The following is a 26,079-nucleotide window of genomic DNA, read 5'->3' on the forward strand; positions in this document are numbered from 1 at the left end:
ATTTCGACAAGTATTTCGTGAGAAGCGGGAATGGAAAAAAATGTGACAGCGGCCGTTGGAAACGCACAACACCCAGCTTCGCGGAGAAGCCGGGTGCGTGCGGTCGCCCGTCACGAACGACGGAGGGGCTGCCTCAGTATTTGGTCATCTCCTGGGTGATTTGCCGCTGCATGTCGGCATTCGGCCCTACGTAAAGGTGGAGGTGGTCCTTGTCAATGTACACAACCTGAACACGGTTCCGCTTTGTATATTGCGGGAAGGGATAATCGCTTTGGATCACTTCCGTGTAGTACACCACGCATTCCCAATGGCAATGGTGCAGTTGGGCCATACCAATCAACGGGAAAAAGCGAGGCGGGTCGATTTTGTCTACAAGCCGGTTCTTGACAATAGTAACATCATCGCGAAACTCTTCATAGATGTAGGGAATACCACGAGCCACCTTTGGCAAAGCACGAAGCACTTCGGCATCACTGGGTGGGTCTTCACAAATAGGCGGCGGGTAGCCGTTACGAATCGGCGGCAAGATGGGCACCCGGCCATCATTGCGGTGGTTGTACTTTTGGTCCATTCGTTCCGCCACCCACGGCTGAACAGGAATGGGTGTAAACCACCCCAAAGTCAACGGATTGCAACCGCCACTCAGGGTCGGCAGGGCGACCACCGCCGCCCACAACAACTTGCGATACCATCCGGTCATGCTCCCCCTCCGTGCGAGCCGGATTGTTACTCCGTTGCCTACTGTATCGGCCAAGCGTGTCAGGAAATTGAATCAGAATACGCCGAGTCTGCCGGAAAATGCGAAGAAAATCCCTCATGGTAGAACCCATGCTGCCACCCCGTGTCATTCATTCCTCGTAGGGCACCCTTCACCTGGAGACGACTTTTGACAACTTTTGGAAGGAGTACCTCCTAGGATTTCTCCATATCCCCTAAACCCTGGCGAAACCTCCCCGGAAGATCAATCCTGGGAGAGAGAATTGGGAGAACGACAATATGGTTTACCTCTCACGGATTTACACGCGTTCCGGCGATGGCGGTGAGACGGGGTTGGGCGATGGAACCCGCGTACCCAAGAACGACCCCCGCGTGTGCGCCTATGGTGAAGTGGACGAACTGAACGCTGTGCTGGGTTTGGTTTTGGCCAGTGTCCCAGAATGTCCCGAAGCGGTATTGCTGGAAAGCCTCCAGCATGATTTGTTTGACGTGGGCGCTGATTTGTGCGTACCGCTGTCAGAGTCAGAACAAGCCGGACAACACTTGCGGGTAACCGCTCAACAGGTAGCCCGGCTGGAAGCAGCCATTGACCGCCTCAATGCCCATTTGGAACCTCTGCACAGTTTTGTGTTGCCGGGGGGAAGTCCGGCGGCGGCTTGGCTGCACTTCGCCCGGACAGTCTGCCGGCGCGCTGAACGGGCTGTGGTAACCCTTCAACAGCATGTCCCCATCAATCCTCAAGTCCTCATCTATCTAAACCGTTTGTCCGATTTGCTATTCGTTTTGGCCCGTGTCGCTAATGACAACGGGCAGCGTGATCGCCTTTGGAAGCCCGGACAATTTCGAGAGGGAGAACCACCCTCCTAGGCTTCCGGGCAGCCAGATGTGGGAGGGAATCCAACAAGGTCTAGGCGGCGGAGAATTCCCTCCCCTGTTCGGCACGGTGACACTCATAAGATCAACTTTAGAACCGGAATCGCCCGTCCCCGTCAACGGGCAGGCACTCCCTCGAATAGCAGCGCACCACGACCAGGGAAAGGGTCAGGCAGAACCATGAATCCTCATGCCCCGACGAAACTCCATCCAGAAGGCCGGGTCGAACCTGCGGAATCCCAGGCGGATCCCACCGTCCATTTGCCAGCTCCAGCAAGGCGACTATGGGAACGGATCCGGCAGCGCCAGGCTTGCGTTGGGATCATTGGTCTGGGTTATGTGGGTTTACCTCTGGCCAAGGCTTTCAGCCAAGCCGGATTTCCTGTCCTGGGTTTTGACATTGATCCCGCGAAAGTCGAAAAGCTCCAACGGGGGGAAAGTTACATCGGGCACATTCCTCCCGCCACAGTCCGTGAGATGCTAGTCCGGGGGTTTTCCGCGACCAGTGACTTCCACCGGCTGGGGGAAGCCGATGCCATCCTCATTTGCGTGCCCACACCGCTGACGGAAGCCCGCGAACCAGATTTGACCTATGTGGTCAATTCGGTACAAGCCGTAGCCCAAACCTTGCGCCCCGGCCAACTGGTGGTCCTGGAAAGCACCACCTATCCCCGCACCACGCGGGATGTCGTTCTGCCTCTATTGGCTCAACGAGGGCAGACGGTGGGAGTGGACTTTTTCCTCGCCTATAGCCCCGAACGGGAAGACCCCGGCAACGCCCGTTATTCCACCACCAGCATCCCGAAGGTCGTCGGCGGCATCGATCCCGTCAGCGGGGAAGTGGCAGCCGCCCTGTATCGTCAGGTGGTAGTGGAAGTGGTGCCGGTATCCACTCCAGAGGTCGCCGAGGCATGCAAAATCCTGGAAAATACCTACCGGGCGGTCAACATCGCCTTGGTCAACGAATTGAAAGTGCTCTACGACCGCATGGGTATCGATGTTTGGGAAGTGATCGACGCGGCCCGGACCAAACCGTTCGGCTTCCAGGCCTTCTACCCCGGTCCCGGTCTGGGAGGACATTGCATCCCCATCGACCCGTTCTACCTGACCTGGATCGCACGCAAATATGGCTTGAGCACGCGCTTCATTGAATTGGCAGGCGAGGTCAACACCGCCATGCCAGCCTATGTGGTCAGCAAAGTGACCGACGCCCTCAACGAACGCAGGAAACCAGTCAAGGGAAGCCGAATCCTACTGTTGGGGATGGCCTACAAGAAGGACGTGGATGATCCCCGCGAAAGCCCCGGCTTTGAACTGCTTGATCTGCTCCTCAAGAAAGGCGCCGTCGTCCAGTACAATGACCCGCACATTCCGGTCCTCCCCCGCATGCGGCACTGGCCGCACCTCCAACCTCTCCAAAGCCTGCCGCTGACGGCAGATACCCTGGCCTCCCAGGATTGCGTCCTGATTGTTACCGACCATTCCGCCTACGACTACCCCTGGATCGTGCAGCATAGCCGCCTGATCGTCGATACTCGCAACGCCACCCGATACGTCCGGGAGGGACGTGAGAAGATCGTCAAGGCGTAATTATTGTGGAGGCCGTGATGTTTTTAGCTTTTAGGGGAGTGCCGCTGCATCTCACTGCTGGCGGAATCCGCCGGGAATGGCGCACCGGTTCGCCATCCTCTGAAAGCATTAGTAACCCGACAGGATGCTCTTGCCGGGAAATGAGAGTTCGAGGGTAGTTGGTCGATTCGTAAACACATTAGATCGGAAACCGAAGGAAACTGGACCGAGGCGGTGACAATCATCTGGAAGGTTGATAACCTAAAACAAAAGGCATAATTTTTGCTGGTGGGGTAGGCGCGGGGGAAAGTGCGTCCTATAGTAACTGTTCTCATGCAGTGATGGGGATCAGAGCCGGCGAAGGGAAAATGCCTGCGTTCCTCGCCAAGGAGTGCCCGCCCCCATCTTCGCTGGTTTCCCGCCGAATCTCGTGGCCTTGTCAAGGAGAAGCGACCGTGGCCCTGTGGAGTGTGTGGTGGTTGTCCCACTTGCTCAATCTCATCATCATCCTGGTAGGTCTATTTTTGATGCTCGTGGTGTTGATTCAGCGAGGCAAAGGTGGAGGATTGGCCGGCGCCTTTGGAGGTGTGGGCGGCTCCAGTCCCTTCGGTTCGCGAGCGGCGGATCAGTTCGTCAAGATCACCCTATGGGTCGCGGGGGTGTGGGTCTTACTCATCATGATCCATGTCAAGGTGGTCAAATACGACTCGCGGGAACTTGAAGAGCAGCCCTTGGTCGGGTCCGTGCGGTAAAAGTCAGTCTTCTGGGAGAAAAAACGGCGGGAGGGCGGATTAGGCTAGCCAAAGCGGTTCCAGGGGTTCCGACAGGCGGGCATCGGTGGCGGACAGGTGCGGGTGTAGGGTGGTCAGTGTGTTGCACAGCATGACTGGTTTCGGGGCGGCACGTCAGGAACACTCCGGACGAGCCGCAGCAGTGGAGGTTCGTAGCCTCAACAACCGCTATTTGAAGGTGGTGGTGCGCGGCGATGACCCCTACCCGATGTACGAGGCGGAAATCGAACGGGTTGTCCGGCGATGGGTCCGTCGGGGTACGATTACGGTTCACATCACTGTAGAGCGGCCCACGCTGCCGGCCCTCCGTTGGCCAGCAGATACTCTCCGAGCATGTTTGGTGGAACTCCGCCAGATTTGCCAAAGCGCCGGTTGTCCCGAAGCCTTCCCGCATTTGACTAGCGGTCTGCTCCTGCTTCCCGGCCTGGTCACGACCTCTCCTTATCTCGGCACTCCCCCGGCGGATGAATGGTCGCTGGTCGAATCCACACTCGAAGCCGCCCTGGAACGGCTCTGCGACATGCGGCAGCGCGAGGGGCAAGCCATGGCGGAGGACCTGCTCCACATCCACCACCAATTGCATGCGGAATTGGCACGCGTGCAGCAACGTCTGCCCCAAGTGAAAGAGGACTACCAGCAGCGACTGCGGGAACGCGTCCGGCAACTGCTCGGCGAAGCCGCGGTCCCGGTGGAGGAAACCCATCTGCTCCGGGAGGTGGCCCTATTCGCGGAACGCAGCGACGTGAGCGAGGAAGTGGCACGCTTGCAAGCTCATTTGGATCAATTCGCCGACCTCGTGCGCCAAGGGCGGGAAGCGGGCCGCAAACTGGAATTCCTCGTTCAGGAAATGGGGCGGGAAGCGAATACCTTGGGAGCCAAAGCCGCGGATGTCACCGTCTCCCGGCATGTGGTGGAAATCAAAGCCCTGCTGGAAAAGGCCCGCGAACTCGTGCAGAACATCGAGTGAACCTGGCAGGGGGAGGCGGACGGTGAACTTCATCGCGGTGTCCGTTCGGGATATTTTTGCGATGCAGACGGCAGAGCCAGAACCGGTCCAACCGGGGCCATTGATCGTCCTGTCCGGTCCCAGCGGCGTGGGAAAATCGACTTTAGTCGAGCGTCTCGTTGCCACCAGTCCCTGGCCTCTGCGGCGGGCGATCACAGCCACCACCCGCCCTCCCCGTCCCGGCGAAATTCCGGGAAAAAGTTACCATTTCTGGACCCGCGAAGAATTTGAACGGGCCATCCGCAACCAGCATCTTTTAGAGTGGGCTCGTGTTTTTGATACGGATTATTACGGTACGCCGCGGGACGAAGTGGAGCCATATCGGGCCAAGGGGTATGGCGTCATTTTGGTTATCGACGTGCAGGGGGCCGCCCGCATCCGCGAACTTGTCCCCGATGCACTGCATATATTTCTTATGCCCCCCAATTGGGAGACGCTGGAACAACGCTTGCGCCAGCGAGGCGATCTGTCGGAGGAGCGGTTGCAGCGCCGCCTGCAAACGGCCCAAACCGAACTAGCCGCCGCGCCTCACTTTGATGTGGTCGTTATCAACGACAACCTTGACTCTGCCTTGCAACAGGTGCAGCAAGCCATCGCTCCCCGCTTCGCCGCCTTGAAATCCCGAAACACCAACCCGTAACATTTTCCCAGGGAGGAGGAACCCAAGCGATGCTCGAAGAACTGAAAGAAGAGGCGATTGTCAACAAAGTGGGCGGACGTTTCAAACTGTCCACGCTGATCCAGAAGCGCTTGATCGCCCTCAACAAAGGGGCCAAGCCGCTGGTCGATCTCCGCACCAATGACAAAATGGCCATCGTCATCCAGGAGATTTTGCAAGACAAAATTTACCTGGATACATCCGGCAACATCCAAACTCGCAATCAGACAGCCCTGGCCAATCTGCCCGGCGGCAGCTTCGGAGTACCCGCCATCAACATTCCCCCGCCTTCGCATCCCCCAGAAAGCCGCGAGGAAGCGGAGGCCAAGAGCGAACCGTCCGCCCCTTCCTCGCAACCGGCACCTTCGACCGCTAAGGCAGCCAAGGACGCCAAAGGCGATAAATCGACCAAGAAAAAAGGGAAAAAATAACCCCGGTTTCATCGGCCAATCGGCCTACCCTTCGTCATCGGCGGGGGTTCGCTCGAAGGAGGGACGTTTCCTGGAGCAACTCCGGCGGGGCAGTCTGCTGCCGCCTCCGGGGAGTGTACGAGCGGAGGTAAGCAGCCAAGTCCTGTTCCATTTCTTCTGGCTCAAATCCGCAATGGTGCATTTCCGCTAGCGCTTGTTCCAGGGTCCAACCCTGGTATTCCATGCGGAAGATGGCCACCATGGTCCCCGTGCGATGGATCCCGGCAAAGCAGTGCACCAGAACCGGATAATTTTCGGGATGGTCCATCACTTCCAGAAACTGGCGCACCGCTTGCTCAGCGGGAATATCCCCCTCCTCATCTGCCGCCCAAACCCGCGGAACGATCCGCACATGCCGAACACCTCGTTCGGAGCAGAAGGCTTCCTCCCATCCGTCGGAACGCTCGTGGTTTTTCCGCAAGCTCACCACAGTGCGGATGCCCCGTTCCCGGATGATGCGATCCAGCCCCGCCGGCGTCAATTGGCCGCTGCGATACAGAATACCATCCGCCACAACCCGGAAGTTCCGCTCGTGGAGTTCCCGATGGCGATAGAAGGCCACCGGACCCGCTGCTATCACGAGAAGCACTCCCAAGGCCAACATTGTCTGCACTTTCACGATTATTCTTGCCTCCGCTACTTTCGTCACTATCCTCACCTCCACTTCCGCTGCTTATTCCCTTCCCCAGGTAGGGGGCGATGCCCATGACTGCATTCATCTCCCGGCCGCCCAATTCGGACTTCTCCCGCCACCGCCCCAACGAACCATAACCGCTCGACTCCGGCCCAACTCATACTGGCCACAGCACCATAACACCCCGGAGTTGACAGAGGAAGGGGAAATGACTCCGACGGTCCCCAAATGCCTGCTAATCTGCGCCGTGGACATGATCTAGAAGGGTGAGGTAGAGCAGACCGCCTAGAAGAAGGTAGCAGAAGGCCGTGGCGAAGTAGGAGCGGGAGTACAGCTTCAAGGCGCTTCCCGCAGACGGTTTGAGGCGGGGTACCAACCCCCGCCAATCCACCGCGAAGATTTCATCCAGAAGCAGGTGGGACAGAAAGCCAAGCATGACCCCGGTAGCCAGCAGCCAGCGGAGGGGGCGATCTGGACCTCCATAGGCCAAGTAAACCGCCAGTCCTGCGATCAGCATGGCGGGTATGCTGTGGAACATTCCCCGGTGTACGGTGAAACGCCGGAAGATGTAGGTCATGAAAAATCGCACACTCACGTAGGCAATGAGCAGCACGGCCAAGAGGGTTTCACGCGTCAGGTCCAAGGGGATTAGACGGGGTAAGAGCATCAAGGGGACGAGGACCGAGGTCAGGTGGCTCATTTCGCGCATCGGTACGCCGGTATCGCTGTCGATGTCCGGAAGCATTCCGCCCACAGCGGTGAGCAGAGCGGCCAGCAAGCCGGCCTCACTGGGAAACCCCAGAGGCTGAACGGCCGCGGCGCCATAAACGACGCCCAAACCACTCGAAACAGCTATGTGTGTGCGGAAACCTGCCACTGGAGTCGCAATCCAATTCCCTCAGGAAAACCCGCCAGCCCGCAATGTTACCTCCACCATCCACCCCGTCCCACCCTGACGGCGCAGTTCCCCACGCTTCTTTGAGCGATGTTGTTCCTCACCATACTGATGCGCGCGCGAACCCTTGGCAAGAGGATTCTTCGAGCTGTTCGAGAATCCTCGATTCATCTTTTGGTCCCTTTAGGCCGCCGAGACAAGACCGAGACACTAGTAGGGTGTAACTAGATTCTCTGGGGGTGGGGGCTGAACCCGCGAGGTGTTTCCCCAGACTAGCGGACTACCCGGCAGGGAACCCCCAGAAAATCTGGTTGCACCCACCCGACCGGCAAGGTGGAATTGCTCTCGACAATTCTGCTGGATTCCCGTAGTCTGGGGGAGGTTCCGGAAGCAGGACTGCAAATTGCGGCAGTTCCGCTTACGAAGCGGCGGCCTTTGCCTCACGGGAATCCATGTTTTCCGATCGAAAGGAATGAAGTTGTTTCTCCAGCGGCATCCGGCAAGGGACCGCTGTGAATCCACACCGTGCCTCGCACTAGCACAAGGAGGTCCAGAATGTCACGCTTGTTCAGCCTGAGTCTGCTGATCCTGAGCCTCAGCACCGCCATCACCCTGGCGCAGGAGAAGCTCGACCCGAAGAAGTTGCTCGGCAAATGGGAGCCGGTCGATAGCAAACTGACCAATCTCACGCTCGAGTTCGCGGATAAAGGGAAGTGGACGCTAACCGTCGAGATCATGGGGAAAACGGAAAAAGCCGAGGGAACCTACAAACTGGACGGGAACAAGCTAGAGGTCACCATCGCCTTCGCCGGTCAAGAGCAGAAAGAGGTGCTCACGGTGAAGAAGCTAACCGATACCGAGTTTGTGACCACAGATTCCAAAGGGAAGGATGAAGCCTTTCGGAGAAAGAAATAAGGCGATAGCGGAAAAGCCCGCCGGGAACGAGTGGCAGGGGAAGCTGCGGGATCAAGCTGGCCGAAGGCTGCGGAAAACCTCTGCCGCATAGCGGCAATCCTCAGCGCTGGCGTCCAAATGGGTCACGGCACGGAGCAGTCGCGGGCCGAGGACCGCCACCAGAACGCCCCGCTGGCGGAGGAGTTCGGCCACCTGCTGGGCAGAGGTCCAAGGCGGCTCCGCTTCAAACCAGATGAGATTACTCTGGACTTCCGGAGGCGTGAGCTTCAAGCCTCTCACATCGGCGATCGCCTGCGCAAGCTGCTGAGCATGGGCGTGATCCTCAATCAGCCGGTCGATATGGTGATCGAGCGCGTAAAGGCAAGCCGCCGCCAAGTAGCCTGCCTGGCGCATCCCTCCGCCGAACAGTTTACGATAGCGGCGAGCCTGCACCATCTGCTCCCGGCTTCCCAGGATCATGGAACCCACCGGTGCTCCCAAACCTTTGCTGAAGCAAACCGCGAGAGTGTCGCAATACTGCCCCCAATGAGCTGCCGGGATGCCAGTCGCTGCCATCGCATTCCAGATACGGGCGCCGTCCATGTGAACAGCCAGGCCGTGCTCTCTAGCCCATGCTGCCAGTTGAGCTACCTCTCCCAGGGGATAAATGGTCCCGCCCCCGCGATTGTGAGTATTCTCCAGGCACAACAGGCGAGTGCGAACATAATGGTAATCATTCGGGCGGATGGCATCGGCGAGGTGGCTGACGCGAAGTTGTCCTCCCGGAGCCGGGATCGGCCGGCAGGTCACCCCGCTGAGTGCTGCCGGTCCGCCAGCTTCCCACAGGTAGATGTGACTGGTGGCTTCGACCAAGGCTTCATCCTGCGGCTGGCAGTGCAAGCGCACGGCAATTTGATTGGCCATCGTTCCGCTGGGCACGAACACCGCCGCTTCCTTGCCGAACAGAGCCGCCGTCCGCTCTTCCAGGGTCCGAACCGTCGGGTCCTCGCCAAAAACGTCGTCCCCCACGCGGGCCGCCATCATCGCCGCCAGCATCCCTGGCGTCGGACGGGTCACCGTGTCACTCCGGAGATCGATGAGATGATCGGGAGTCGTCACGGCATTTCCTCCTCCACGGCGAGAGTCGTCTACTTCCCCTCACAGAGACCAGTGCTCGCCCTAACGCGGGTCCCAAGCGAGAGTCTTGAACATTCTCGAGGGCATGAAGACAGGTTTCCTCCCTCAGAAGGACAGCCGGCGGATACATGCCGGTCTCAGTCTTCCTTGTCTTTGGGCGATGGCTCTTTGGAGGCGGGCGGCGGACTGGGTGAATCCTCCCGGCGATTGTCGATGAACCAGCGCGGCCCGATCTGGCGGAAGTATACCGCGCCGTCGAGCACCTCCGGGTGGCTGGCCTTGACTCCATTGGCCGTGTCCGTGAATTGACCCGCGGCCAGGATTTTCGCCAAACTCCGGAGGATGTGCGGTTCAGCCTCCAGCCGCTGCTGCACCTGCTGCACCAATTCGCGGAAGGCATGCTCGCGAGCACGCTGGAGGACCAATTCTTTCCACTGCTGCGGTTCGGCGGGCAGGCGCGGCTCTGAGGGAACCAGAGTCTTCTGCTGGCGGAGGCGCTCCTGGCGCAATTCCTTCTCGGCACGGTCCAGGAAGAGCATGGCGCGATCACTCAACCGGCCATCGACTGTGGCAGGGTCCAACAGATGAGCCACGGCATAGGCATATTGTTTCTTCTCAATCGCCGTGAGCAGAGACTGCAATGCCGCTTTCGGTGTATCTTGGGGATAGAGGCGTAAGTTGAGGCGGATACCGTAGCGCTGGTCGTCCACTTTGGCCGCGGGAGGCGGGGGAGGTTGGGCCACAACGGCCAGCGGTGCGAGGCCTAGCAGAAACAGCACAATATTCCCGAAGCACCGTCCGAGCCGACCGAGGTCCGAGTCTGGGCCAGTGCGGGCGTTTGTCCAGGAACAGGCACGCATCCAAAGCATTCCGGCATCCTCCGCGACTGATATAATCAGGTTTATGGCAGGTAACACGTTCGGGACACTGTTTCGCGTGACCACAGCAGGGGTCAGCCACGGCCCCGGCTATCTCTGCATTATTGACGGCTGCCCGGCAGGACTGGAGCTATCCGTAGCGGACCTGCTCCCGGACCTCGCACGCCGTCGTCCCGGCCAGAGCAAACTCACCACCCAGCGGGACGAAGCCGACCTCCCGGAAATCTGGTCCGGTGTCTTTGAGGGCAAGACCGACGGCACTCCTATCGGTATTCTGTTCCGCAACAGCGATTCCCGCAGCAGCGATTACGCCGAAATCCGGGAGACCTACCGGCCAGGGCATGCGGATTATACCTTCGAGGCAAAGTACGGCCGGCGCGACTATCGCGGAGGAGGGCGGAGTAGCGCTCGGGAGACGATCTGCCGAGTCGCGGCCGGGGCTGTGGCCAAAAAACTGCTGGCACGTGCAGGAATCCGCATCCTCGGTTACGTCATTCAGATTGGACCGATCCGCGCAACAATTCCGGACCCCACCCGCCTCACTCTCGAACAGATTGAAGCTTCCCCGACACGCTGCCCGGACCCGCAGGCTGCCCGGCAGATGGAAGAGTTGATCGAATCGGTCCGCAAGGATCGTGATTCCATCGGCGGGGTCTGCGAGTTGGTGGCCGTGGGTGTCCCGCCCGGATTAGGCGAGCCGGTCTTCGACAAACTCAAAGCCGACCTGGCCAAAGCCCTGCTCTCTTTGCCCGCGGTGGTTGGTTTCGAGTATGGCTCCGGGTTTGCGGCAGCAGCCATGCGCGGCAGTGAGCATAACGATGCCTTTCTGCCCGCCGCTCGGCCGTATCCCCCACCAGCCGACCCGAACATCCCCCCCTTGGCGAGCGAGACCAACCGCCACGGCGGCATGCTCGGCGGCATTTCCAGCGGCCAACCTATCCTGTGCCGAGTGGCTCTTAAGCCGACCAGTTCAATTCCTCGCCCGCAGCGGACCGTTACCCGCAGCGGCCAGCCGACGCAGTTGCTCGTCAAAGGCCGCCATGACCCCTGCCTCTTGCCACGCTTCGTCGTCATGGGGGAAGCCATGCTGGCTTTGGTTCTGGCCGACCACTGGCTCCGTGCCCAATGCAACCGCCTGGATCAGCTTCCGGCTGCCCCCGCCCCCGTGCCATCACAGGAACAACACTCCTGAGCCGATAGGACGTGCGCTCTCCCCTCGTGAGGACAACCGCTTTCCCTCCGAGAAATTCACGGATATGGAATCGATTCAGGGCCGGTTCGGAAGCATATCGGGATAGCGGAGTTTGCGATCGGGATCGAGGAAGCGTAGATACAACGGACTGCCCTGAGGCGCCACAGACTCAAGGCGGACGGTCACCGTGTGCTTCCCGGCGGAGAGCCGTACCGGAATGGCATCCATATCGGGACGAACACGCCCGGCGGCACCCGTCCCTCGACCAATCCGCTGGCCGTCCAGAAAGATTTCGTAAGGCGCAGCGGAACCGATGAGCAGGCGCGTCTCCAGAGCTGCTGTGGCCGTAAAGGTCGCTTCCAGAATGGCCTTCCCCTTACCCTCGCTGCCGGGACGTAGGACAAAGCGCCCGGATACTCCCACCGCCACGGTTTCGCCATTGACTCGGCCTTCGGTGATGAAGGGATGCGCCATCAGGTAGCGGATCAGGTCCCGGAACTCCTGGAGACTCATGTTGTTGCTCAAGCCTTCCGGCATGAGCGACTTCTCGGCGATGCGTACTTCGGCGATGTTGGCCTTGCGGATGGTCTTGAAGGCGCCGCCTTCCAGCTTCAAGGTAATGCTTTGGTCATCCTCTTCTGCCAGAATGCCCTGGAAGACGATGTCGTCGTGCGTGACGACGGTGCGGACGAAGTAGGGAGCGCCGATGACGCGATTGGGGTCGAGTACGTTGACGAGGATGTAATCGATGTCGCGTCCCGCGCCGTCGAGAGCGGGTCCCACCTCTGCGCCTTGGCCCTCAAATTTGTGGCATTTGGCACATTGGTTTTCAAATACCTTGCGACCCCGCAGGAAGGAGGCGGGGGCTTGCTCCAAAGCGGTGCGGGTCCGCTCGATGAGTTGAGCCAGCTCCGCAGGGGTGGGACGGGTGCGCCCCCAGTGTTTCTCGATCAAGGCATCGAGTTCCTTGTCCTGGAAGGCTTGCAAGCGGAGGATGACATTGTCCGTCAGAGCAGTCCGCTCGATGGTTCCCTGCGCCACGTGCTGGAGCAGCATTCTGGCCCATTCCTTGCGGCTGGCGAGTGTTTGCAGGGTTTCCGCCCGCACCCCTGGTGTCTGGCGCGGCCAGGAGCGGAGCAAACCGTGGGCCACTTCCGGGCCGGAGTACGCCGCCAGAGCGCGCACCGCCTCCACGGCTACCATCTCCTGCCCGCCCTGAACGGCTAAGCGCAACAAGACGGGTACCCCCTCCGCCGGTTGTAACAGAGCCAGTTGCCGGATCGCCTCGATCCGCGCCGGTACCGCCTGCCCTTCCTCCTGCAAGGTTTGCAGAGCCTGTTGCACCGCACGGGGATCGCGGAAGCTCACAGACAATCGCTGGACTGCCGTGAGGAACGGCGGGTGCTGGCTACGGAGCAATTCTTCTCGGACGGCCGGCCAGTTGGCCGGTGGCGGAACCACTTGCTTGTCCAACGCCGCCATCAGTCCTTCCAAGGCCTTTTCGCGCGTGGTCCGATCCGCCACCTGTTGCACGAAATCGAGGCAGCGCTGCAAATGTTCCCGCCGACCGCTGGCTGCCAGGCGCCGCATGACCCGCGGTACCATCTGCTCTCGGATCAAGTCATTGCCCGGCGACTGCTGAGCTAGCCACGCCAACTCTTTCTCCACTTCCTTCTCCCCAGGGGGAACCGACGGCTCCACGGCTGGCGCTGCTTGGCGACCTTCGCCGGAGAAATCACCAACTCCGGCGGGCGCTGCCTCTGGACGCCGCTGGCTACTATCGTTCGAGCCAGGGGGAGAGTCCTGCTGATTTGAGGGCGTAGTCGAGGTCGCATCCCGCCGCATCTGCTGACTGAGCAGCTTCTCGTAGGTCAGCCAAAGCAGTTGTGGGATGACCGGATCGCGGGCGTCCTCCTTATGGGCCAACAAGGCTCGCAGCAGGGGAGTGACATCGCTCTGATCCGCCCAGCGCAGAGCCGCGGAAGCCAGTTCCCGCCGCACCGTGGCTGAGGGTTGTTTTGCAGCCCAACTCGCCACTTTTGCCATTACCTTGTCACTAATTTTGCTGGACTCTGCTAGGAACCGGACCTGCCAGGCGAGCACTTCCGGCGGTGCGTTCTGAGAGGATGGATGGTCCGGCGCGAACTCCGCCGGTTCCTGCGCCGCAGAGCGAGTTAAGGCTTGGGCAATCCAGACCCGGCGAAGCGGATGGCGGCGGAACAGGTCCAGGCGTTCGGCCTCGGTCCAGGCGGGTTTGCGCTCCGCGGGCAACTCGTAAAGCAGGCGCAAGGCGGTCCGCCAGCGATAGGGATGATCCGACAGGGCTTCCCGCAGCAGGGCTGTTCCGTCCAATCGGCCCAGATCGTCCGCGCGTCGCCCAGCCGTTCCCCGCAATTGAATCCGGTAAATCCGCCCGTGGTCATAATCCCAGTCATCGGGATGGGTCTGGTGACAAGGATGCTGATCGTGCCAGTCAATGACGTAAATATCGCCCCACGGACCCCATTTGAGATTGATCGGGCGGAAGTTTTTGTCTCCCGAACGCAGGAAATCCTCGCCGCGCCGGGCCAGATAGGTGCTTCCCCGCGACTCCAGGATATTCTGCTTGATACTACACCCGTGGATGGAGCCGAAGATGACACTGTTCTGAAAGCGCGGAGGAAAATGGGGCACATCCAGACTGATCAAACCCGCATGGGCCCAACCGCTCTCTTTATGGAAGGTGTGATCGCAAATTTCCCGCAGATAGCCGTACACGTAGGGGTGGTAGCTGGCACCCGCCTGCCGCTGATAAATCCCTCCCGGTACGATGTGATACAAGTGGGGAATCACGCAGCAGCAAAGAATAAATTGGCCGTCGCTATTGCGCCAGTCCATACCCCACGGGTTGCTTGTCCCCTCCGCAAAAATCTCGAACCGTTTCGAGCGGGGATGGTAACGCCAGACGGCGGCATTGAGGCGCACCGGAGGCGTATTGGCCGCCGCCTGAGCCGGCCGCACCTCGGACTGCGTAAAGATGCCATGCAAGCCATACAACCAGCCATCCGGACCCCACTGGAACGTGTTAAGCGTTTCATGGGTATCCTGGCTGCCGAACCCTTCCAGCAACACCTCGAAACGCCCCGGCTTGTCACCGCGATTCTCGATGAACCACAGGTAAGGGGGGGCACCGACAAAGACTCCCCCGTATCCCACCTCGATACCGCTGGCCAGGTCAAAAGCCCCCAAACCGGCGCGCCGACGCGCTTCGGGAACTGGAAAATCTTTACCCTCCGCGAAAACGGTGCGCTTATCAGCCACACCATCCCCATCCGTATCTTCCAGGATCACGATCCGATCCCGCGGCGCTCGCCCCTTCGGCGTCCGCTTGGGATACTCGAAGCATTCGATGACCCAAATCCGGCCCTTCTCATCGACCGTGAAGGCGATGGGATTCGTCACCAACGGCTCCGCCGCGAACAACTTCACCTCAAACTCCGCAGGCACCTGAAAGCGCGCGACCGTCTCCTGCGGCGGAAGGTACGGCTGGCCTGAACCCTTGCGGTTATCAAATCCATACTCCCGCTGGGCCAAAACATCGGCAGAAAAACTGCCCAGACCCACCAGGCATACACCTGCCAACCACAACCCGCGAAACAACTGGGACATAACCAAGCTTCCTGTGTGCTGGACCAGATGCCCGCTCTGACCGGAAGACCCCAGGGGTAAGGAAGAGGGGTTGGCTCCGGAATTACCGGGGGGGGTGCTCTGCCTCGCTCTCGCAAGGTCCCTCCTAGCTAAAACCCGCCTATTTTCCCCTCTTCTGACATCATAGTATCTCGGCGGCGAACACCCGGCATCCTCGCCGGAATACTTGCCTTTCGGCATCGCACCGACGAAAACCGCTTCCACCCAGAAAACCTCCCCTCGCGTGCGACCCGCCCAACGGCCTGACGGCTTCCGTAGTCCCTGAATCCTGTGCACCAGCAGGCGGTCAGGTGGAAGATGTTCAGTTGGAAGAAGCAGAAGGAAGATGTTCAGTTGGAAGAAGAAATGGTCACGGGTGGAGAATCCCCTTCCCTGGATTTGTTCTTCTCCACGCCATGCAGCAAAGGGAATTGTCACAGAGTAGCGGGCAGTCGCCAGTCAATCGGGGGAAGACCCATCTGCTCCAGGGCAGCGTTGGTCCGGGAGAAAGGACGGCAGCCAAAAAAACCTTGATGCGCGGACAGGGGGGAAGGATGGGGTGCCTTTAGCAAATGATGGCGTCGCGGGTCGATTCCCGCGGCGGCTTTCTGAGCTGCATTTCCCCACAGGAGAAAGACTAGAGGATGGGAATGGGCATTGAGGACCTGGAGCACGGCCTGGGTAAATTGTTCCCAACCCCGACCAGCATGGGATTGGGGTTGGCCTGCGCGCACCGTCAGACAAGTGTTGAGCAACAGCACACCCTGCCGCGCCCAGGGGATCAAACAGCCATGGGAGGGCGAAGGGATACCTAAATCACTGTGTAGCTCCCGGAAAATGTTGCGGAGTGAAGCCGGACAAGACACACCGGGAGGCACCGAAAAGCACAAGCCGTGAGCTTGACCAGGGTTGGGATAGGGGTCCTGACCCAACAGAACCACGCGCACTTGGGAAAGTGGCGTGTAGCGGAAGGCATTGAAAATATCTTCCCCCGGCGGATAAACGGTATGATTCTGCCACTCAGATGCCAGAAATGCCTTCAGGTTTTCCCAGTAGGACTGCCGGGTTTGCTCTTCCAACACAGCACGCCAGCCTGACTCCAAATCATCCGGCAGAGCTAACGAAAACGCTTTCCCCATGAACAAATCTCTGGACGATCCGAAACTCCTGTGTCGCTCGCTGCCAGAAACCTAAAGATCGGGGTTATATCCTATGCAGTTGGGAAGAAAAGAGGAACCCTCGCCTCATTTAGTTAGGGTGACTGGCTCAGTGTTTGCCTGAAGTGCCAGCCTTTTGATTCCTGTTTCCCGCCCGCAGTGCGGTCCTGGGGATGTGACAGCGAAGGGATCGCGTTCTATGTTCCTGACATGAGGCGCTTTGGGCTGGTCATCGCATTGGGTGGTGGAGCAGCAGGCCTGCTCGCTAGTCAGGTGGGCTATTTGTGGCGGCATCCGGAGGTTTGGCCTCCAGATGACAGCATTGAGTACTGGGCGGCGGCTCATCTGCTGCGGCAGGGGCAAAATCCTTATGCGGCGGAACTGTTACTGCCCCTCCAGCAAGCAGGGGGGCGTTCGACAGACACAGCCGTCATGATGTGGAATCCGCCGTGGACCCTGGCGGTGGTGCTACCTTTGGCTTGGCTGTCGGCGCGCGCGGCCCAACTGCTCTGGCTAGCCGTCCAGGCCAGTGTGCTGCTGTATTGCGGAGATCGCTTGTGGCGGATGTATGGGGGCAGTTCTGAGCGGCGCTGGGTGGGGTGGCTGCTGACCCTCGCTTGGCTGCCCTCTTTGTTCGCCTTGCAGGCTGGCCAGATTACGCCCCTGGTCCTGCTCGGTGCCGTCCTGTGGATGGACAGCCAGGCCGCACGCCGTTCCTGGCAGGCCGGGATCGCGCTGGGACTATTAGCCATCAAGCCCCATTTGGTGATCCTGTTGGGTATGCTTCAGGTGTTCTGGATCGTGCAGCAGCGGCAGTGGACCGTGTTGCTGGCAGGGGCGGCGGCGGCCGCTCTGGCAGTTGGAGTGGTGATGCTGGGGCGCCCAGCGATTCTCCTGGACTACGGAGAAGCCTTGCTCCACCGTCCCCCGGCCCAGTGGTACTCGCCGACTTTGGGGGCGTATCTTCGGGCCTGGCTGGGTGCGGAATACTTTTCTCTGCAATTTGTGCCGACCCTACTGGGATTGGTGGCTTTGGGCGCGGCAATGGCAAGCGGCTGGCCTAGACATTGGTGCTGGCGCACACTCACTCCACCACTTCTGCTCGCGTCATTCGTGGTCGCACCGTATGGCGCTTGGCCTTTTGACCTGGTCTTGCTGCTGCCTGCTGGCTTTTTCCTGTTGCTTCAGCAAGCTCCCCGCCTGGGAACCTGGAGCTTTTGGATGGTAGGTGGTACCCTGGCCGCCATCGACCTGGGTTGCTTGCTGTTCAACCTGTTCCGCCAGCCGTCTTACACCTTCGGGTGGGTGGCGCCGGCTGTGGCCTTGCTGTACGGAACAATTGCCATTCTGACGACAATTTCCTCGCGAGAACGTGAAAAACAAGGCGTGAACACTGCATGACAGGGCACCGTTGGTGGCATCCGACCCCGCTGGTTTTTCTCACGGTCTGGCTTGTGCTCATGGCCGTGGGACCCTCCCGCTTATTCCGCGATCCGGGCACTTTTTGGCATACACGCGTCGGGGAATTGCTATGGCAAGAGGGTTTCTTCCGGCAGGACCCGTTCACTTTTACCTTCGGCGGCAACCTGTGGATTCCCCATCAATGGCTGGGCGAGATGGGTATGGCCTGGCTGTACTGGTGGGGCGGATTCGAATTGCAGTTGTGGGCAGCGGCGGTATTACTAGCGGGGATTTTCGCCCTCTTGGGTCAACGTCTTTTGACAGCAGGCTGGCATCCGGTGGCGATGGCAGCTGCGGTTGCCATGGCTCTGGCTGCCGCGGGAACCCATTTCCATGTCCGCCCCCACCTGGTCACCATCGCCGGTATGGCCATCATCGCGATCCTGTTAGCTGAAGTGGAAACGGGCCGGGCGCCTCTGAGAAAGCTGAGCTGGTTAGTCCCCCTTTTGGTGCTCTGGGCCAACCTTCACGGCGGGGTATTAGGCGGCTGGGGAAGCCTGCTCATCACCTTTGGCGGCTGGTTTCTCTTGTGGCGGATGGGCGGCCCCTCTCCCCTGCGGCACAAGCAGGACCTGTTCCTCCTCGTCGCGGTACTGCTACTGCCCCCTCTGCTGATGCTGGCCAATCCCTATGGTTGGGACTTGTGCCGCGCCTGGCAATCCATCCTGGACGAACCGGTACTCCGGCAGATCATTCAGGAACACCGGCCCTTATCGGCGTTCGATCCGGCTGCCTGGCCGGCCTGGTTCCTGATCGCCGCCTACGGTTTCCTGCTGTTGGGTCTGCCAAAGCGGGCGTGGCGCGTCACGTGGTTCCTACCGCTGCTCTGGGCTGTGCAAGCTGTGGAACGTTGTCGCCATGCCGCTCTGTTCGTGGTGGTGGTATTGCCGATCCTGGCCGCCTTTTGGCCCCAGACCTGTTGGGCGCGGATGGCCCAAAGCACCCGTCCCGATTGGTTCCGCTCCGCTCCGTACCACTGGCCCTGTCCGTGGCGGTCTTGGATTCTCCCTTTGAGTGTCCTACTCATGTCACTGGTACTCCAGGCCGGAAACCTCTCCCTCCCCCCGCTCAGCCAGCCGGATGCTATTCCACCGTCCACTGAGTGGCCTGTCGGGGTGCTCCCCATCCTGCAATCCGAGCAGGATCGGTCGCATCTACCGGCACGCTTGTTCAATGATTACCGTGATGGCGGCTTCGTTATCTTCTACGCGCCGGCCTATAAGGTTTTCGTCGATGATCGGTGTGAACTGTTCGGGGGAGAATGGCTCCATGCGTTCGTCCTGGCTGCCAGCGATGACAGCCGAGCCGCTCAAGCTATCCCACAGTGGGAGGAACGATACGGCACCTTCGACTATGCCCTGGTCCGCCACAACACACCCTTTGCACGCTACTTTGCAACACGGCCCCAGGAATGGGAACTGCTCGCTCATGACACCCTGGCCGCCTTCTACCGCCGCCGTTGATCCTTCCTCGTTCGTTCGCATCGGTCTGCACTTCTCTGGGCATACGAAAGCACCAAGGGGTCAAACGCGTGCGGGAAAATATCTCCCGGGATCAAAACGTGCGGGAAAATATCTTCGTATGAACGTAGCCCTGGGAGACCGCCTCTGGCAATTCAGCGGACGGTGGACGAAACTGGCAACTCCCCTGCGGACAACTGGGTCGGGAAGCGTATGTAAAGCGTTTAGATAGATGCGAAGATTTCCCGCCTCAGTGCCACATTGCGCGCCGAGACTTGATTATCAGTTGAGAGAGCCAAATGTAACCAACGCAGCTCGTGGGTCCGTTGTTGCATAGAATGTCGAGAAAGGGGATAAGGATTCCCGTCTCACTTCCGCCGGGTGTGCTATGCCGACAATTATTGCCATTTGTCCGTATTGTCGAGAGGGGGGAGTTCGCGCACCGGAGTCGGCGGTGGGGGTCAGTGCTACCTGTCCGCGGTGCCGGAGTAATTTTACGGTGGTCCCCTCGGAAGGCGCTCCCGGCTGGTCCACAAGTTTGCCCTCTTCTCCCGCGCAGTCCACTGTTCCTTCCCCGGAGCCATACCCGGGCAGTGCCGAGACCTTGTCCAATGCTGAGACCAGCAGCAGCGCGGCGTGGGGCCACGCAGACACCACCGAACCCTCCCCCGTCTTGAGGGAACGCCATTCCCGGAGCCGGCCATCGAGTTCCACGCTTCCACCTTCCAGTAGCCTGACATCGGCCTCCCCTCAGGCCGAGGAAGGGGACTCTGGACGTGCTCCCGTGGAAACGGCTTTTGTCTTTGCCCTCATTTCGGCAATCCTGGTCGGCCCCGCAGCGCTGGCCACTCAACTGCCTTATGGTCGATTCGTCAGCTTGGCTGTAGCGGCGATCGGCGCCTTCACCGGTCTGCTCACACTGGGTGCGGAAGGACGGGCACGCTGGCTAGGAGCAGCGGGAAGCGGATTGCACTTTCTGCTGATCCTTTTGGTGCTGCTAGCACCAGAATGGTTCCGTCTGGATCCGCAAGGCGCATACCGGCAGCCTGGTTTTTCCGGACCGGTGATGCTCGATCACGCCACCCAACGCCGTACTCCCCTGGAACCGCAGCAATGGCTGGATGCTGCCCAAGTGTCCTGGGAATACCAGGATCTGCGCGTAACGGTCACCAACGCCGCCATCGCCCCCGTGGAGCTACGAGGCCCGCAGTCCACCCGAAGGAAGACACAAGAGGCTTACCTCCATCTCACAGTGCAAGTGACCCATGTGGGAATGGAGCGATTGATCGACCTGTCCCAGTGGGCAGTGGGAGAAGCTTCTGGAGTGACGCTGCGGGAACCTTCCGGCAAAGCGCTAGCCGTGGCCCAATGGCCCCCCGGTTGGTCGGTGGAGCGGGGCCGACCCTCGCGCCGCCTGATGCCTGGCCTGGCCTCGCACGTCCATCTGCTGTTCGCCGCACCCACTGCCTCTGCTGGCCCTCTGCAACTAGAATTGGCCGGTGCCGCTCTCGGCTGGCCGGAGGAAACGATCCGCTTCCGTATCAGCCCGCAGAACAGCCTATCCCCCCTGGGGGGATTACCCGCTTCCGGTGGAGTTATCGCACCGCTTCCCCAACCGCCGGGAGGCGGCTTTGCATTTCCCCCCGCAGGAAGATGACCCCAACTTTGGAAGCCTTGCATACCCCGATTCGCGCTCCCGTTCCCTCTCACACTCCGGAGAAACTCCTATGTCTCTTACAAGCCGCTCTGTCACCCGCGGGCACCAGGCGTTCACCCTCATCGAGTTGCTTGTGGTGATTGCCATCATTTCCATTCTGATGGGAATGCTGCTACCGGCGGTGCAAAAAGCTCGTGAGGCAGCGGCCCGCATCGCTTGTGCCAACAATCTCAAGCAACTGGGTTTGGCGATGCACATGTACCACAACGACCACGAGCGGCTTCCCCCTTCACGATTAGGCCCTACCCAGGCGACGTGGGCGGTGTTGATCCTGCCCTACCTGGAGCAAGACAACCTATATCGAGCGTGGGATTTCCGGCCTGATGGCTTGCGGGGCATCTATGTTCTGCAAAGCCCAATGGCACGGCAAACGTCAGTCAAGGTGTACTTCTGCCCTTCCCGGCGTTCCAGCGGGGAATTGAGTGTGTGGGGAGATTTTGCCCAATACGACCCGAATGACCCGCAACAACAACTGGTCCACATCCCCGGAGCCTTGGGCGACTACGCCGCGCTTGTGGACCGGAGCGGGCAGGACAGCCCCTGTCACTATGTGCCGTCGCTCCACGGGGCCTTTGAAATGGGCCGCGGATTGAGTTTTTCCGCCTTCACGGATGGCCTCAGCAACACCCTGCTCATTGGCGAAAAACATGTCCCCCTCACGCGCCACGGCTACGGTTGGTGGGATTGTTCCCTCTACGATGGCACGGCCAGTCCGTTCAGTTCGTTCTGCTCCACCCGTGCAGCCTCCGCGGACCTTCCCCCAACTACTCATCCGCAGGATATGGGATGGAAGTTTGGCAGCCGCCATATGACGGTCGTGCAGTTCTGCTTGGGCGATGGCAGTGTGCGGCCGATTCCTACCACCATCAACCCCTACACCTTTGAATTGCTGGGAAACCGCAACGACGGGCAAGTGATTCCCGATTGGTAAGCGCACCGATGATGGACGAGGCATTCCCAGGCGAGGCATCCCCGACGAGGCTCTCTGCCGCTCGGCAAACCAATCGATGCCTGACAATTGGTACCGCTCGCATCTCTATTTTCGGGTCGGCGTTATAGCCTGGAGTTAGGCAGATTCTACGTCCGGGGACGGGCCAACTGAACGATGAACCGTTCGAGCTGCACCCGTTCGGGGAGCGGATCACCGCCTTTGAGTCCGGCGTTAAGTTCGGCCAGCCAGTGGGACAGTTGGCTCAGCCGCCGCCGTCCGAGATGACGGAGCTGCTGCTCAGCATTTTGCCTGGCTCTGGGCCAAGAGGGAATGCCAGCGGCATCCATCGCGGCACTAAGAGATTGACCTGCCGAGACATGGCGGGCCACGGCGGCGAGCTTGCGCAGTTGGGCGGACAGCGGCGCGAGAATGGCCAGGGGATCCTCCCCCTCCGTGAACAACTCTTCGAGAATACTCAGTGCTTCCGCAGGATTGCCAGCGCCGATGGCTTCCAGAATCCGAAAAACATCCGCCGCACGACTTCGATGGACATAACGTTGGACATCCGCCACGCCGATACTTTCCGCTTGGCCGACCGCAGTCGCCAATTTGGCCAACTCCTGATCCAGAACGCCCAGGGTGGACCCCGCCAATTCGACCAGCAATTCCGCGGCATCAGGAGCCAAGCGTTTCCCATAGCGATGCTCAGCCCACTCCCCGCACCAAGCTGCCAGCCGGTAACTCGGCGGCGCTTTGCAACTGATCTTGGCGGTATCAGGCAAGCCCTTGGCCAGTCGTGTCGTTTCCGGAAAGGTTTTGACCTCCAGAATGAGTACGTTGGTTGGCGGCGGGTGGGCTGCCAGTTGTTCCAGCGCCGGACGATGGGCCGTGATGAAAGAATCCGCGTTTTCGACCACCACCACGCGGCAGGACGTCAGAAAGGGCAAGGTGTCCAGTTCGTTACGCAGGGTGGAATAATCCAGTTGCTCGCCAGGGAGGACCACCGGGGCGAGGTCCCGCTCGTCGGAAGGAACCAGGGCGGAAAGCAGTTTTTCACGGGCTTGGCGCTTGAGAAAATCCTCTTCGCCGCTGAGCACGTAAATCGCATGCCTCGGAACTGTCTTACGCTGGAGGAAAGCCAAGGCTTCCATGTTCAACTGCGGGAAAAAGGTTTGTGGCTACGGGCAACCTACGACGCGAGGCCGTCCCGGAAAGTACCAACTTGCTCCGTTCAGTTTATCGGCGCTATGCTTGGAACATCTTTCTGCCGTCAGGACACTCCGCTGCCGTATTGTTCGACTAACCGGCGGGGTGCTCCAATATCGATGACGCGCACCTGGCCGGTCCAACGGGCGGCAGCCGGGTTATCAAAGCCCCGCTTGCGGGCCACAAAGGTGGCGGTGTATTGAGCGCAAATGGCCGGACCCAAGGGCACACCACTGTCACAATCCAAGCCGGAGGGAATATCGACGGCGAAAATCGGATTGCCGGAGGCATTCAGGGCAGCAATCAAGGTGTCGTAAGGCGGCCCTAGCGGGCGAGTCAGACCGGTGCCAAAGAGGGCATCGACAATCCAACCCCGGAACTGGGGCGGCGGAGGAGCCAGCAGACCGGAGCGCTGAGCGATGGCGAAATTGACAGCAGCATCCGGCGGCAAACGGCTGGCATCGCCGTAGAGCCAAGCGGTCACCGGCCAACCGTGATTGTCGAGATGGCGGGCGATGACAAAACCGTCGCCACCGTTATTTCCCGGACCGCACACCACCAGCGTCGGCAGCCGTTCGGCGTTCAATGCCATCAGCCACTCGGCGCATCCCCGCCCGGCATTTTCCATCAGCACCAGGCCCGGCACGCCGAACTCCTCCATCGCCCGCCGATCCAGTTCGCGCACCTGTTCGCGGGTCAGAGAGTGCACCGCCTCCATACGTCCTTCCTCAAGTTCCATACCGCCCAAATCTCGTGCCCACCGGAATCCTCGGCTAGGGAAGTATCTTACCGGCTCGGCGCGTGCGCCTCATCCTATCAGGGACCGGGGGCACTTCTATCGCTGAAGACGGTACTGCTACCGCCGTATGCGAAGGCTGTCGCCGCGGAGCACAGCTTCCACATCATCAGGATCGATCCAGGGCAGATCACCCACGATGGTGTGCTTGAGCGCTGCCATCGCCGCGCCATAACGCACCGCCTGTTGCAGGCTGCCAGCGAGCAAGCCGTGGATAACACCGGCAGCCATAGCGTCCCCCGCCCCAAGGCGATCGACAATTTCCACTTCGTACCAATTCGATTCTTCCACCTGATGTTCATCCGCTCCAAGCACCGCCAGACGTTGCCGCCAGACTAGCTCGGCTTCCCGCCGGCTGCCTACGACGGTGGCCACACCGAAGCGTTGCCGCAGACCCGCCGCCACTTCGTCGAAACTTTCACCTCGGATGCCGAAGAGGAACTCCGCATCCGCCTCACTGGTGAACAGGACGTGGCAGAACGGAAGAAGGGAACCGAGCACACGGGCGGCGGTGTCGCGATCCCAGAGTTTGGCCCGATAATTGAGGTCGAAGCTGATCTGCACCTGAGATCGGCGTGCGGCTTGTAAGGCCTCGGCGACCACGGCGGCGGTCCCTTCGCTCAGGGCTGCGGTGATGCCACTGACATGAAACCAACGCGCCCCCGCCAAAATGCGCTCCCACTCCAACTGGCCCGGTCTCAGGCGGGAAAAGGCTGAGTCTTTGCGATCGTAAAGCAACGCACTGGCACGTGGAGCAGCTCCAAACTCCAAAAAGTACAAACCGCAGCGCCCCTCATCTGTGAACCGAATCCAGCGATCCTCCACCCCCGCCTCACGCACACGCCGGGCTATCAAGCGGCCTAAGGGGTTCGCCGGTAGGACTGACACCCAGGCCACGGTATGCCCCAGCCGTGCGAGACCCACCGCCGTGTTCAATTCCGCCCCGCCGATTTCCACATCGAAGCTGCGGGCTTGCTCAATCCGCTGAAAATGCGGCGGCGACAGCCGCACCATCGCCTCGCCCAAAGTGACAACTTCCGCCATTTTCCCTTCCTCTGCGAGGAAACTCTAGCCGCCGCGACGCGCTGACGTCCGATGCCAACCCATCAATGCAACGACGTCCAATGCCAAGCCATCGGACTTTGTAAACTAGAGATCAATTACAGGCCACTCTGCTGGAAATTTTGATTCCGATCCCAGCAACAGGCTGGTGTTGCCGACTCCGAGCGAAAAAAGAGGAAGTTCACGTTCGGCGACGCTGTCGGGCTTGGCGCACGGCCTGCACATACTGGCGGGCTAATTCAGTCAGCCGATCCCACTGACGGGCCGCCACAGCCGCTGGCTCCAAAAGCTGTCCTCCCACCCCGACACACGCGACACCGGCAGCAATGTAGTCCCCTAAAGTGGACAGGTCCACACCGCCCGTCGGCATGAGTCGGATCTGGGGCAGCGGTCCGCGCATGGCCCGGAAAAACTCTGGACCCAGCACATTCGCAGGGAAGACTTTGACAATATCCGCCCCGGCTTCCCATGCCGTCAGAATTTCCGTGGGGGTGAAAGCACCGGGCATCACCACCTTGTCATACCGGCGGCACAAGCGAATGACCTCGGTATTGACTGTGGGGGCCACGATGAACTCCGCTCCCGCCAACAAGGCAGCTCCGGCGGCTTCCGGGTCCAGAACGGTGCCCGCTCCGAGCAGCACGCGTTCCCCCAGGCGCTGCCGCGCTGCCCGAATAACCTCTAAGGCCTGGGGAACCGTCAAGGTCACTTCAGCCACCGTTATGCCGCCCGCTGCCAAAGCGGTCAAAGCCTCGACGAGCGGCTCAGGGTCCTCAAAACGGACCACAGCCACCAAGCCGCTTTCCAGTATCCGCTCTAGCGCGTCAGCTCGGTTCATGCTTCCTCCTTTGGGCCGCCGCTAGCACCTTCCATTTCACTCCTCACACATGCCCGGCTGCCAATCACCTG

Annotated in this window: 22 protein-coding genes and 1 pseudogene; 12 read left to right on the top strand and 11 right to left on the bottom strand. The window is 60.2% G+C overall.

The window, feature by feature from the left end:
• Nucleotides 1-133: 133 nt before the first annotated feature.
• On the bottom strand, nucleotides 134-700 hold the full coding sequence (locus H0921_RS07110) for a hypothetical protein (RefSeq protein WP_228499150.1): 567 nt from the start codon (nucleotides 698-700) through the stop codon (nucleotides 134-136).
• 296 nt (nucleotides 701-996) lie between these two features.
• On the opposite strand from H0921_RS07110, the gene H0921_RS07115 reads away from it, so the two are divergent.
• From H0921_RS07115 to H0921_RS18500, 6 genes and pseudogenes are all read left to right on the top strand, one after another.
• On the top strand, nucleotides 997-1,584 hold the full coding sequence (locus H0921_RS07115; RefSeq protein WP_194537355.1) for a cob(I)yrinic acid a,c-diamide adenosyltransferase: 588 nt from the start codon (nucleotides 997-999) through the stop codon (nucleotides 1,582-1,584).
• A gap of 186 nt (nucleotides 1,585-1,770) precedes the next feature.
• The gene (locus H0921_RS07120) at nucleotides 1,771-3,180 is read left to right on the top strand and encodes a nucleotide sugar dehydrogenase (RefSeq protein WP_194537356.1); all 1,410 of its coding nucleotides are present in this window, start codon (nucleotides 1,771-1,773) and stop codon (nucleotides 3,178-3,180) included.
• Nucleotides 3,181-3,614: 434 nt separating this feature from the next.
• A complete protein-coding gene (gene secG / locus H0921_RS07125) occupies nucleotides 3,615-3,911 on the top strand; it encodes a preprotein translocase subunit SecG (protein WP_194537357.1) in 297 nt (98 codons plus the stop codon).
• A 130-nt stretch (nucleotides 3,912-4,041) separates the two neighbouring features.
• A complete protein-coding gene (locus H0921_RS07130) occupies nucleotides 4,042-4,917 on the top strand; it encodes a YicC/YloC family endoribonuclease (protein WP_228499151.1) in 876 nt (291 codons plus the stop codon).
• A gap of 22 nt (nucleotides 4,918-4,939) precedes the next feature.
• Entirely contained in the window at nucleotides 4,940-5,596 is a 657-nt protein-coding gene (gene gmk, locus H0921_RS07135) for a guanylate kinase (RefSeq protein ID WP_315851858.1), read from the top strand.
• Nucleotides 5,597-5,625: 29 nt separating this feature from the next.
• A pseudogene (locus H0921_RS18500) lies at nucleotides 5,626-5,832 on the top strand (DNA-directed RNA polymerase subunit omega); the annotation flags it as partial.
• A gap of 247 nt (nucleotides 5,833-6,079) precedes the next feature.
• On the opposite strand, the gene H0921_RS07145 reads toward H0921_RS18500, so the two are convergent.
• Nucleotides 6,080-6,703: a dual specificity protein phosphatase family protein gene (locus tag H0921_RS07145; protein ID WP_194537359.1), complete on the bottom strand. Its 624-nt coding sequence runs from the start codon at nucleotides 6,701-6,703 to the stop codon at nucleotides 6,080-6,082.
• A 250-nt stretch (nucleotides 6,704-6,953) separates the two neighbouring features.
• Nucleotides 6,954-7,595 (bottom strand): metal-dependent hydrolase, encoded by a 642-nt coding sequence (locus H0921_RS07150; RefSeq protein WP_194537360.1) that lies wholly within the window; start codon nucleotides 7,593-7,595, stop codon nucleotides 6,954-6,956.
• 573 nt (nucleotides 7,596-8,168) lie between these two features.
• On the opposite strand from H0921_RS07150, the gene H0921_RS07155 reads away from it, so the two are divergent.
• Nucleotides 8,169-8,528 carry a TIGR03066 family protein gene (locus H0921_RS07155; protein WP_194537361.1) on the top strand — a complete coding sequence of 120 codons (360 nt, stop codon included), beginning with the start codon at nucleotides 8,169-8,171 and terminating at the stop codon, nucleotides 8,526-8,528.
• 51 nt (nucleotides 8,529-8,579) lie between these two features.
• Here H0921_RS07155 and ltaE read toward each other — a convergent pair whose 3' ends face one another.
• Together ltaE and H0921_RS07165 are read right to left on the bottom strand one after the other, a co-directional pair.
• On the bottom strand, nucleotides 8,580-9,626 hold the full coding sequence (gene ltaE, locus H0921_RS07160; protein WP_315851859.1) for a low-specificity L-threonine aldolase: 1,047 nt from the start codon (nucleotides 9,624-9,626) through the stop codon (nucleotides 8,580-8,582).
• A gap of 155 nt (nucleotides 9,627-9,781) precedes the next feature.
• Complete coding sequence (locus tag H0921_RS07165) at nucleotides 9,782-10,513, bottom strand: hypothetical protein (RefSeq protein WP_194537362.1); 732 nt, start codon at nucleotides 10,511-10,513, stop codon at nucleotides 9,782-9,784.
• Nucleotides 10,514-10,547: 34 nt separating this feature from the next.
• On the opposite strand from H0921_RS07165, the gene aroC reads away from it, so the two are divergent.
• Nucleotides 10,548-11,714, top strand: a complete 1,167-nt coding sequence (gene aroC, locus H0921_RS07170) for a chorismate synthase (protein WP_194537363.1) — start codon at nucleotides 10,548-10,550, stop codon at nucleotides 11,712-11,714.
• Nucleotides 11,715-11,789: 75 nt separating this feature from the next.
• Here aroC and H0921_RS07175 read toward each other — a convergent pair whose 3' ends face one another.
• Together H0921_RS07175 and ung are read right to left on the bottom strand one after the other, a co-directional pair.
• Nucleotides 11,790-15,362 carry a PVC-type heme-binding CxxCH protein gene (locus H0921_RS07175; RefSeq protein ID WP_194537364.1) on the bottom strand — a complete coding sequence of 1,191 codons (3,573 nt, stop codon included), beginning with the start codon at nucleotides 15,360-15,362 and terminating at the stop codon, nucleotides 11,790-11,792.
• Between the two features lie 452 nt (nucleotides 15,363-15,814).
• Nucleotides 15,815-16,519, bottom strand: a complete 705-nt coding sequence (gene ung, locus H0921_RS07180; protein ID WP_194537365.1) for a uracil-DNA glycosylase — start codon at nucleotides 16,517-16,519, stop codon at nucleotides 15,815-15,817.
• Between the two features lie 228 nt (nucleotides 16,520-16,747).
• Between ung and H0921_RS07185 the strand changes: the two genes are divergently transcribed.
• From H0921_RS07185 to H0921_RS07200, 4 genes are all read left to right on the top strand, one after another.
• Complete coding sequence (locus tag H0921_RS07185) at nucleotides 16,748-17,938, top strand: glycosyltransferase family 87 protein (protein ID WP_194537366.1); 1,191 nt, start codon at nucleotides 16,748-16,750, stop codon at nucleotides 17,936-17,938.
• Nucleotides 17,935-19,461: a hypothetical protein gene (locus tag H0921_RS07190; protein WP_194537367.1), complete on the top strand. Its 1,527-nt coding sequence runs from the start codon at nucleotides 17,935-17,937 to the stop codon at nucleotides 19,459-19,461. The genes H0921_RS07185 and H0921_RS07190 overlap by 4 nt, the downstream gene beginning before the upstream one ends.
• Before the next feature lie 781 nt (nucleotides 19,462-20,242).
• Nucleotides 20,243-21,115 carry a hypothetical protein gene (locus tag H0921_RS07195; RefSeq protein ID WP_194537368.1) on the top strand — a complete coding sequence of 291 codons (873 nt, stop codon included), beginning with the start codon at nucleotides 20,243-20,245 and terminating at the stop codon, nucleotides 21,113-21,115.
• A gap of 70 nt (nucleotides 21,116-21,185) precedes the next feature.
• Nucleotides 21,186-22,106, top strand: coding sequence for a DUF1559 domain-containing protein (locus tag H0921_RS07200; RefSeq protein ID WP_194537369.1), 921 nt, complete (start codon nucleotides 21,186-21,188; stop codon nucleotides 22,104-22,106).
• A gap of 146 nt (nucleotides 22,107-22,252) precedes the next feature.
• On the opposite strand, the gene holA is transcribed toward H0921_RS07200, so the two are convergent.
• The 4 genes from holA to H0921_RS07220 all read right to left on the bottom strand — a co-directional run bounded on the left by holA (nucleotide 22,253) and on the right by H0921_RS07220 (nucleotide 26,008).
• The gene (gene holA / locus H0921_RS07205) at nucleotides 22,253-23,257 is read right to left on the bottom strand and encodes a DNA polymerase III subunit delta (protein ID WP_194537370.1); all 1,005 of its coding nucleotides are present in this window, start codon (nucleotides 23,255-23,257) and stop codon (nucleotides 22,253-22,255) included.
• Nucleotides 23,258-23,376: 119 nt separating this feature from the next.
• Nucleotides 23,377-24,030, bottom strand: a complete 654-nt coding sequence (locus H0921_RS07210) for an NAD(P)H-hydrate epimerase (protein WP_194537371.1) — start codon at nucleotides 24,028-24,030, stop codon at nucleotides 23,377-23,379.
• 138 nt (nucleotides 24,031-24,168) lie between these two features.
• Nucleotides 24,169-25,152: a sugar kinase gene (locus tag H0921_RS07215; protein ID WP_194537372.1), complete on the bottom strand. Its 984-nt coding sequence runs from the start codon at nucleotides 25,150-25,152 to the stop codon at nucleotides 24,169-24,171.
• A 199-nt stretch (nucleotides 25,153-25,351) separates the two neighbouring features.
• The gene (locus tag H0921_RS07220; RefSeq protein WP_194537373.1) at nucleotides 25,352-26,008 is read right to left on the bottom strand and encodes a bifunctional 4-hydroxy-2-oxoglutarate aldolase/2-dehydro-3-deoxy-phosphogluconate aldolase; all 657 of its coding nucleotides are present in this window, start codon (nucleotides 26,006-26,008) and stop codon (nucleotides 25,352-25,354) included.
• Between the last annotated feature and the right edge of the window lie 71 nt (nucleotides 26,009-26,079).

It is taken from the genome of Thermogemmata fonticola (assembly GCF_013694095.1).
GTDB classification, from domain to species: Bacteria; Planctomycetota; Planctomycetia; order Gemmatales; family Gemmataceae; genus Thermogemmata; species Thermogemmata fonticola.

What these genes read in the sequence shown, in the direction of transcription:
- H0921_RS07110 (WP_228499150.1), bottom strand. Translation starts at nt 700, where the DNA reads ATGACCGGATGGTATCGCAAGTTGTTGTGGGCGGCGGTGGTCGCCCTG.
- H0921_RS07115 (WP_194537355.1), top strand. Translation starts at nt 997, where the DNA reads ATGGTTTACCTCTCACGGATTTACACGCGTTCCGGCGATGGCGGTGAG.
- H0921_RS07120 (WP_194537356.1), top strand. Translation starts at nt 1,771, where the DNA reads ATGAATCCTCATGCCCCGACGAAACTCCATCCAGAAGGCCGGGTCGAA.
- H0921_RS07130 (WP_228499151.1), top strand. Translation starts at nt 4,042, where the DNA reads ATGACTGGTTTCGGGGCGGCACGTCAGGAACACTCCGGACGAGCCGCA.
- H0921_RS07155 (WP_194537361.1), top strand. Translation starts at nt 8,169, where the DNA reads ATGTCACGCTTGTTCAGCCTGAGTCTGCTGATCCTGAGCCTCAGCACC.
- H0921_RS07165 (WP_194537362.1), bottom strand. Translation starts at nt 10,513, where the DNA reads ATGCTTTGGATGCGTGCCTGTTCCTGGACAAACGCCCGCACTGGCCCA.
- aroC (WP_194537363.1), top strand. Translation starts at nt 10,548, where the DNA reads ATGGCAGGTAACACGTTCGGGACACTGTTTCGCGTGACCACAGCAGGG.
- H0921_RS07175 (WP_194537364.1), bottom strand. Translation starts at nt 15,362, where the DNA reads ATGTCCCAGTTGTTTCGCGGGTTGTGGTTGGCAGGTGTATGCCTGGTG.
- ung (WP_194537365.1), bottom strand. Translation starts at nt 16,519, where the DNA reads ATGGGGAAAGCGTTTTCGTTAGCTCTGCCGGATGATTTGGAGTCAGGC.
- H0921_RS07185 (WP_194537366.1), top strand. Translation starts at nt 16,748, where the DNA reads ATGAGGCGCTTTGGGCTGGTCATCGCATTGGGTGGTGGAGCAGCAGGC.
- H0921_RS07190 (WP_194537367.1), top strand. Translation starts at nt 17,935, where the DNA reads ATGACAGGGCACCGTTGGTGGCATCCGACCCCGCTGGTTTTTCTCACG.
- H0921_RS07200 (WP_194537369.1), top strand. Translation starts at nt 21,186, where the DNA reads ATGTCTCTTACAAGCCGCTCTGTCACCCGCGGGCACCAGGCGTTCACC.
- holA (WP_194537370.1), bottom strand. Translation starts at nt 23,257, where the DNA reads ATGGAAGCCTTGGCTTTCCTCCAGCGTAAGACAGTTCCGAGGCATGCG.
- H0921_RS07210 (WP_194537371.1), bottom strand. Translation starts at nt 24,030, where the DNA reads ATGGAGGCGGTGCACTCTCTGACCCGCGAACAGGTGCGCGAACTGGAT.
- H0921_RS07215 (WP_194537372.1), bottom strand. Translation starts at nt 25,152, where the DNA reads ATGGCGGAAGTTGTCACTTTGGGCGAGGCGATGGTGCGGCTGTCGCCG.
- H0921_RS07220 (WP_194537373.1), bottom strand. Translation starts at nt 26,008, where the DNA reads ATGAACCGAGCTGACGCGCTAGAGCGGATACTGGAAAGCGGCTTGGTG.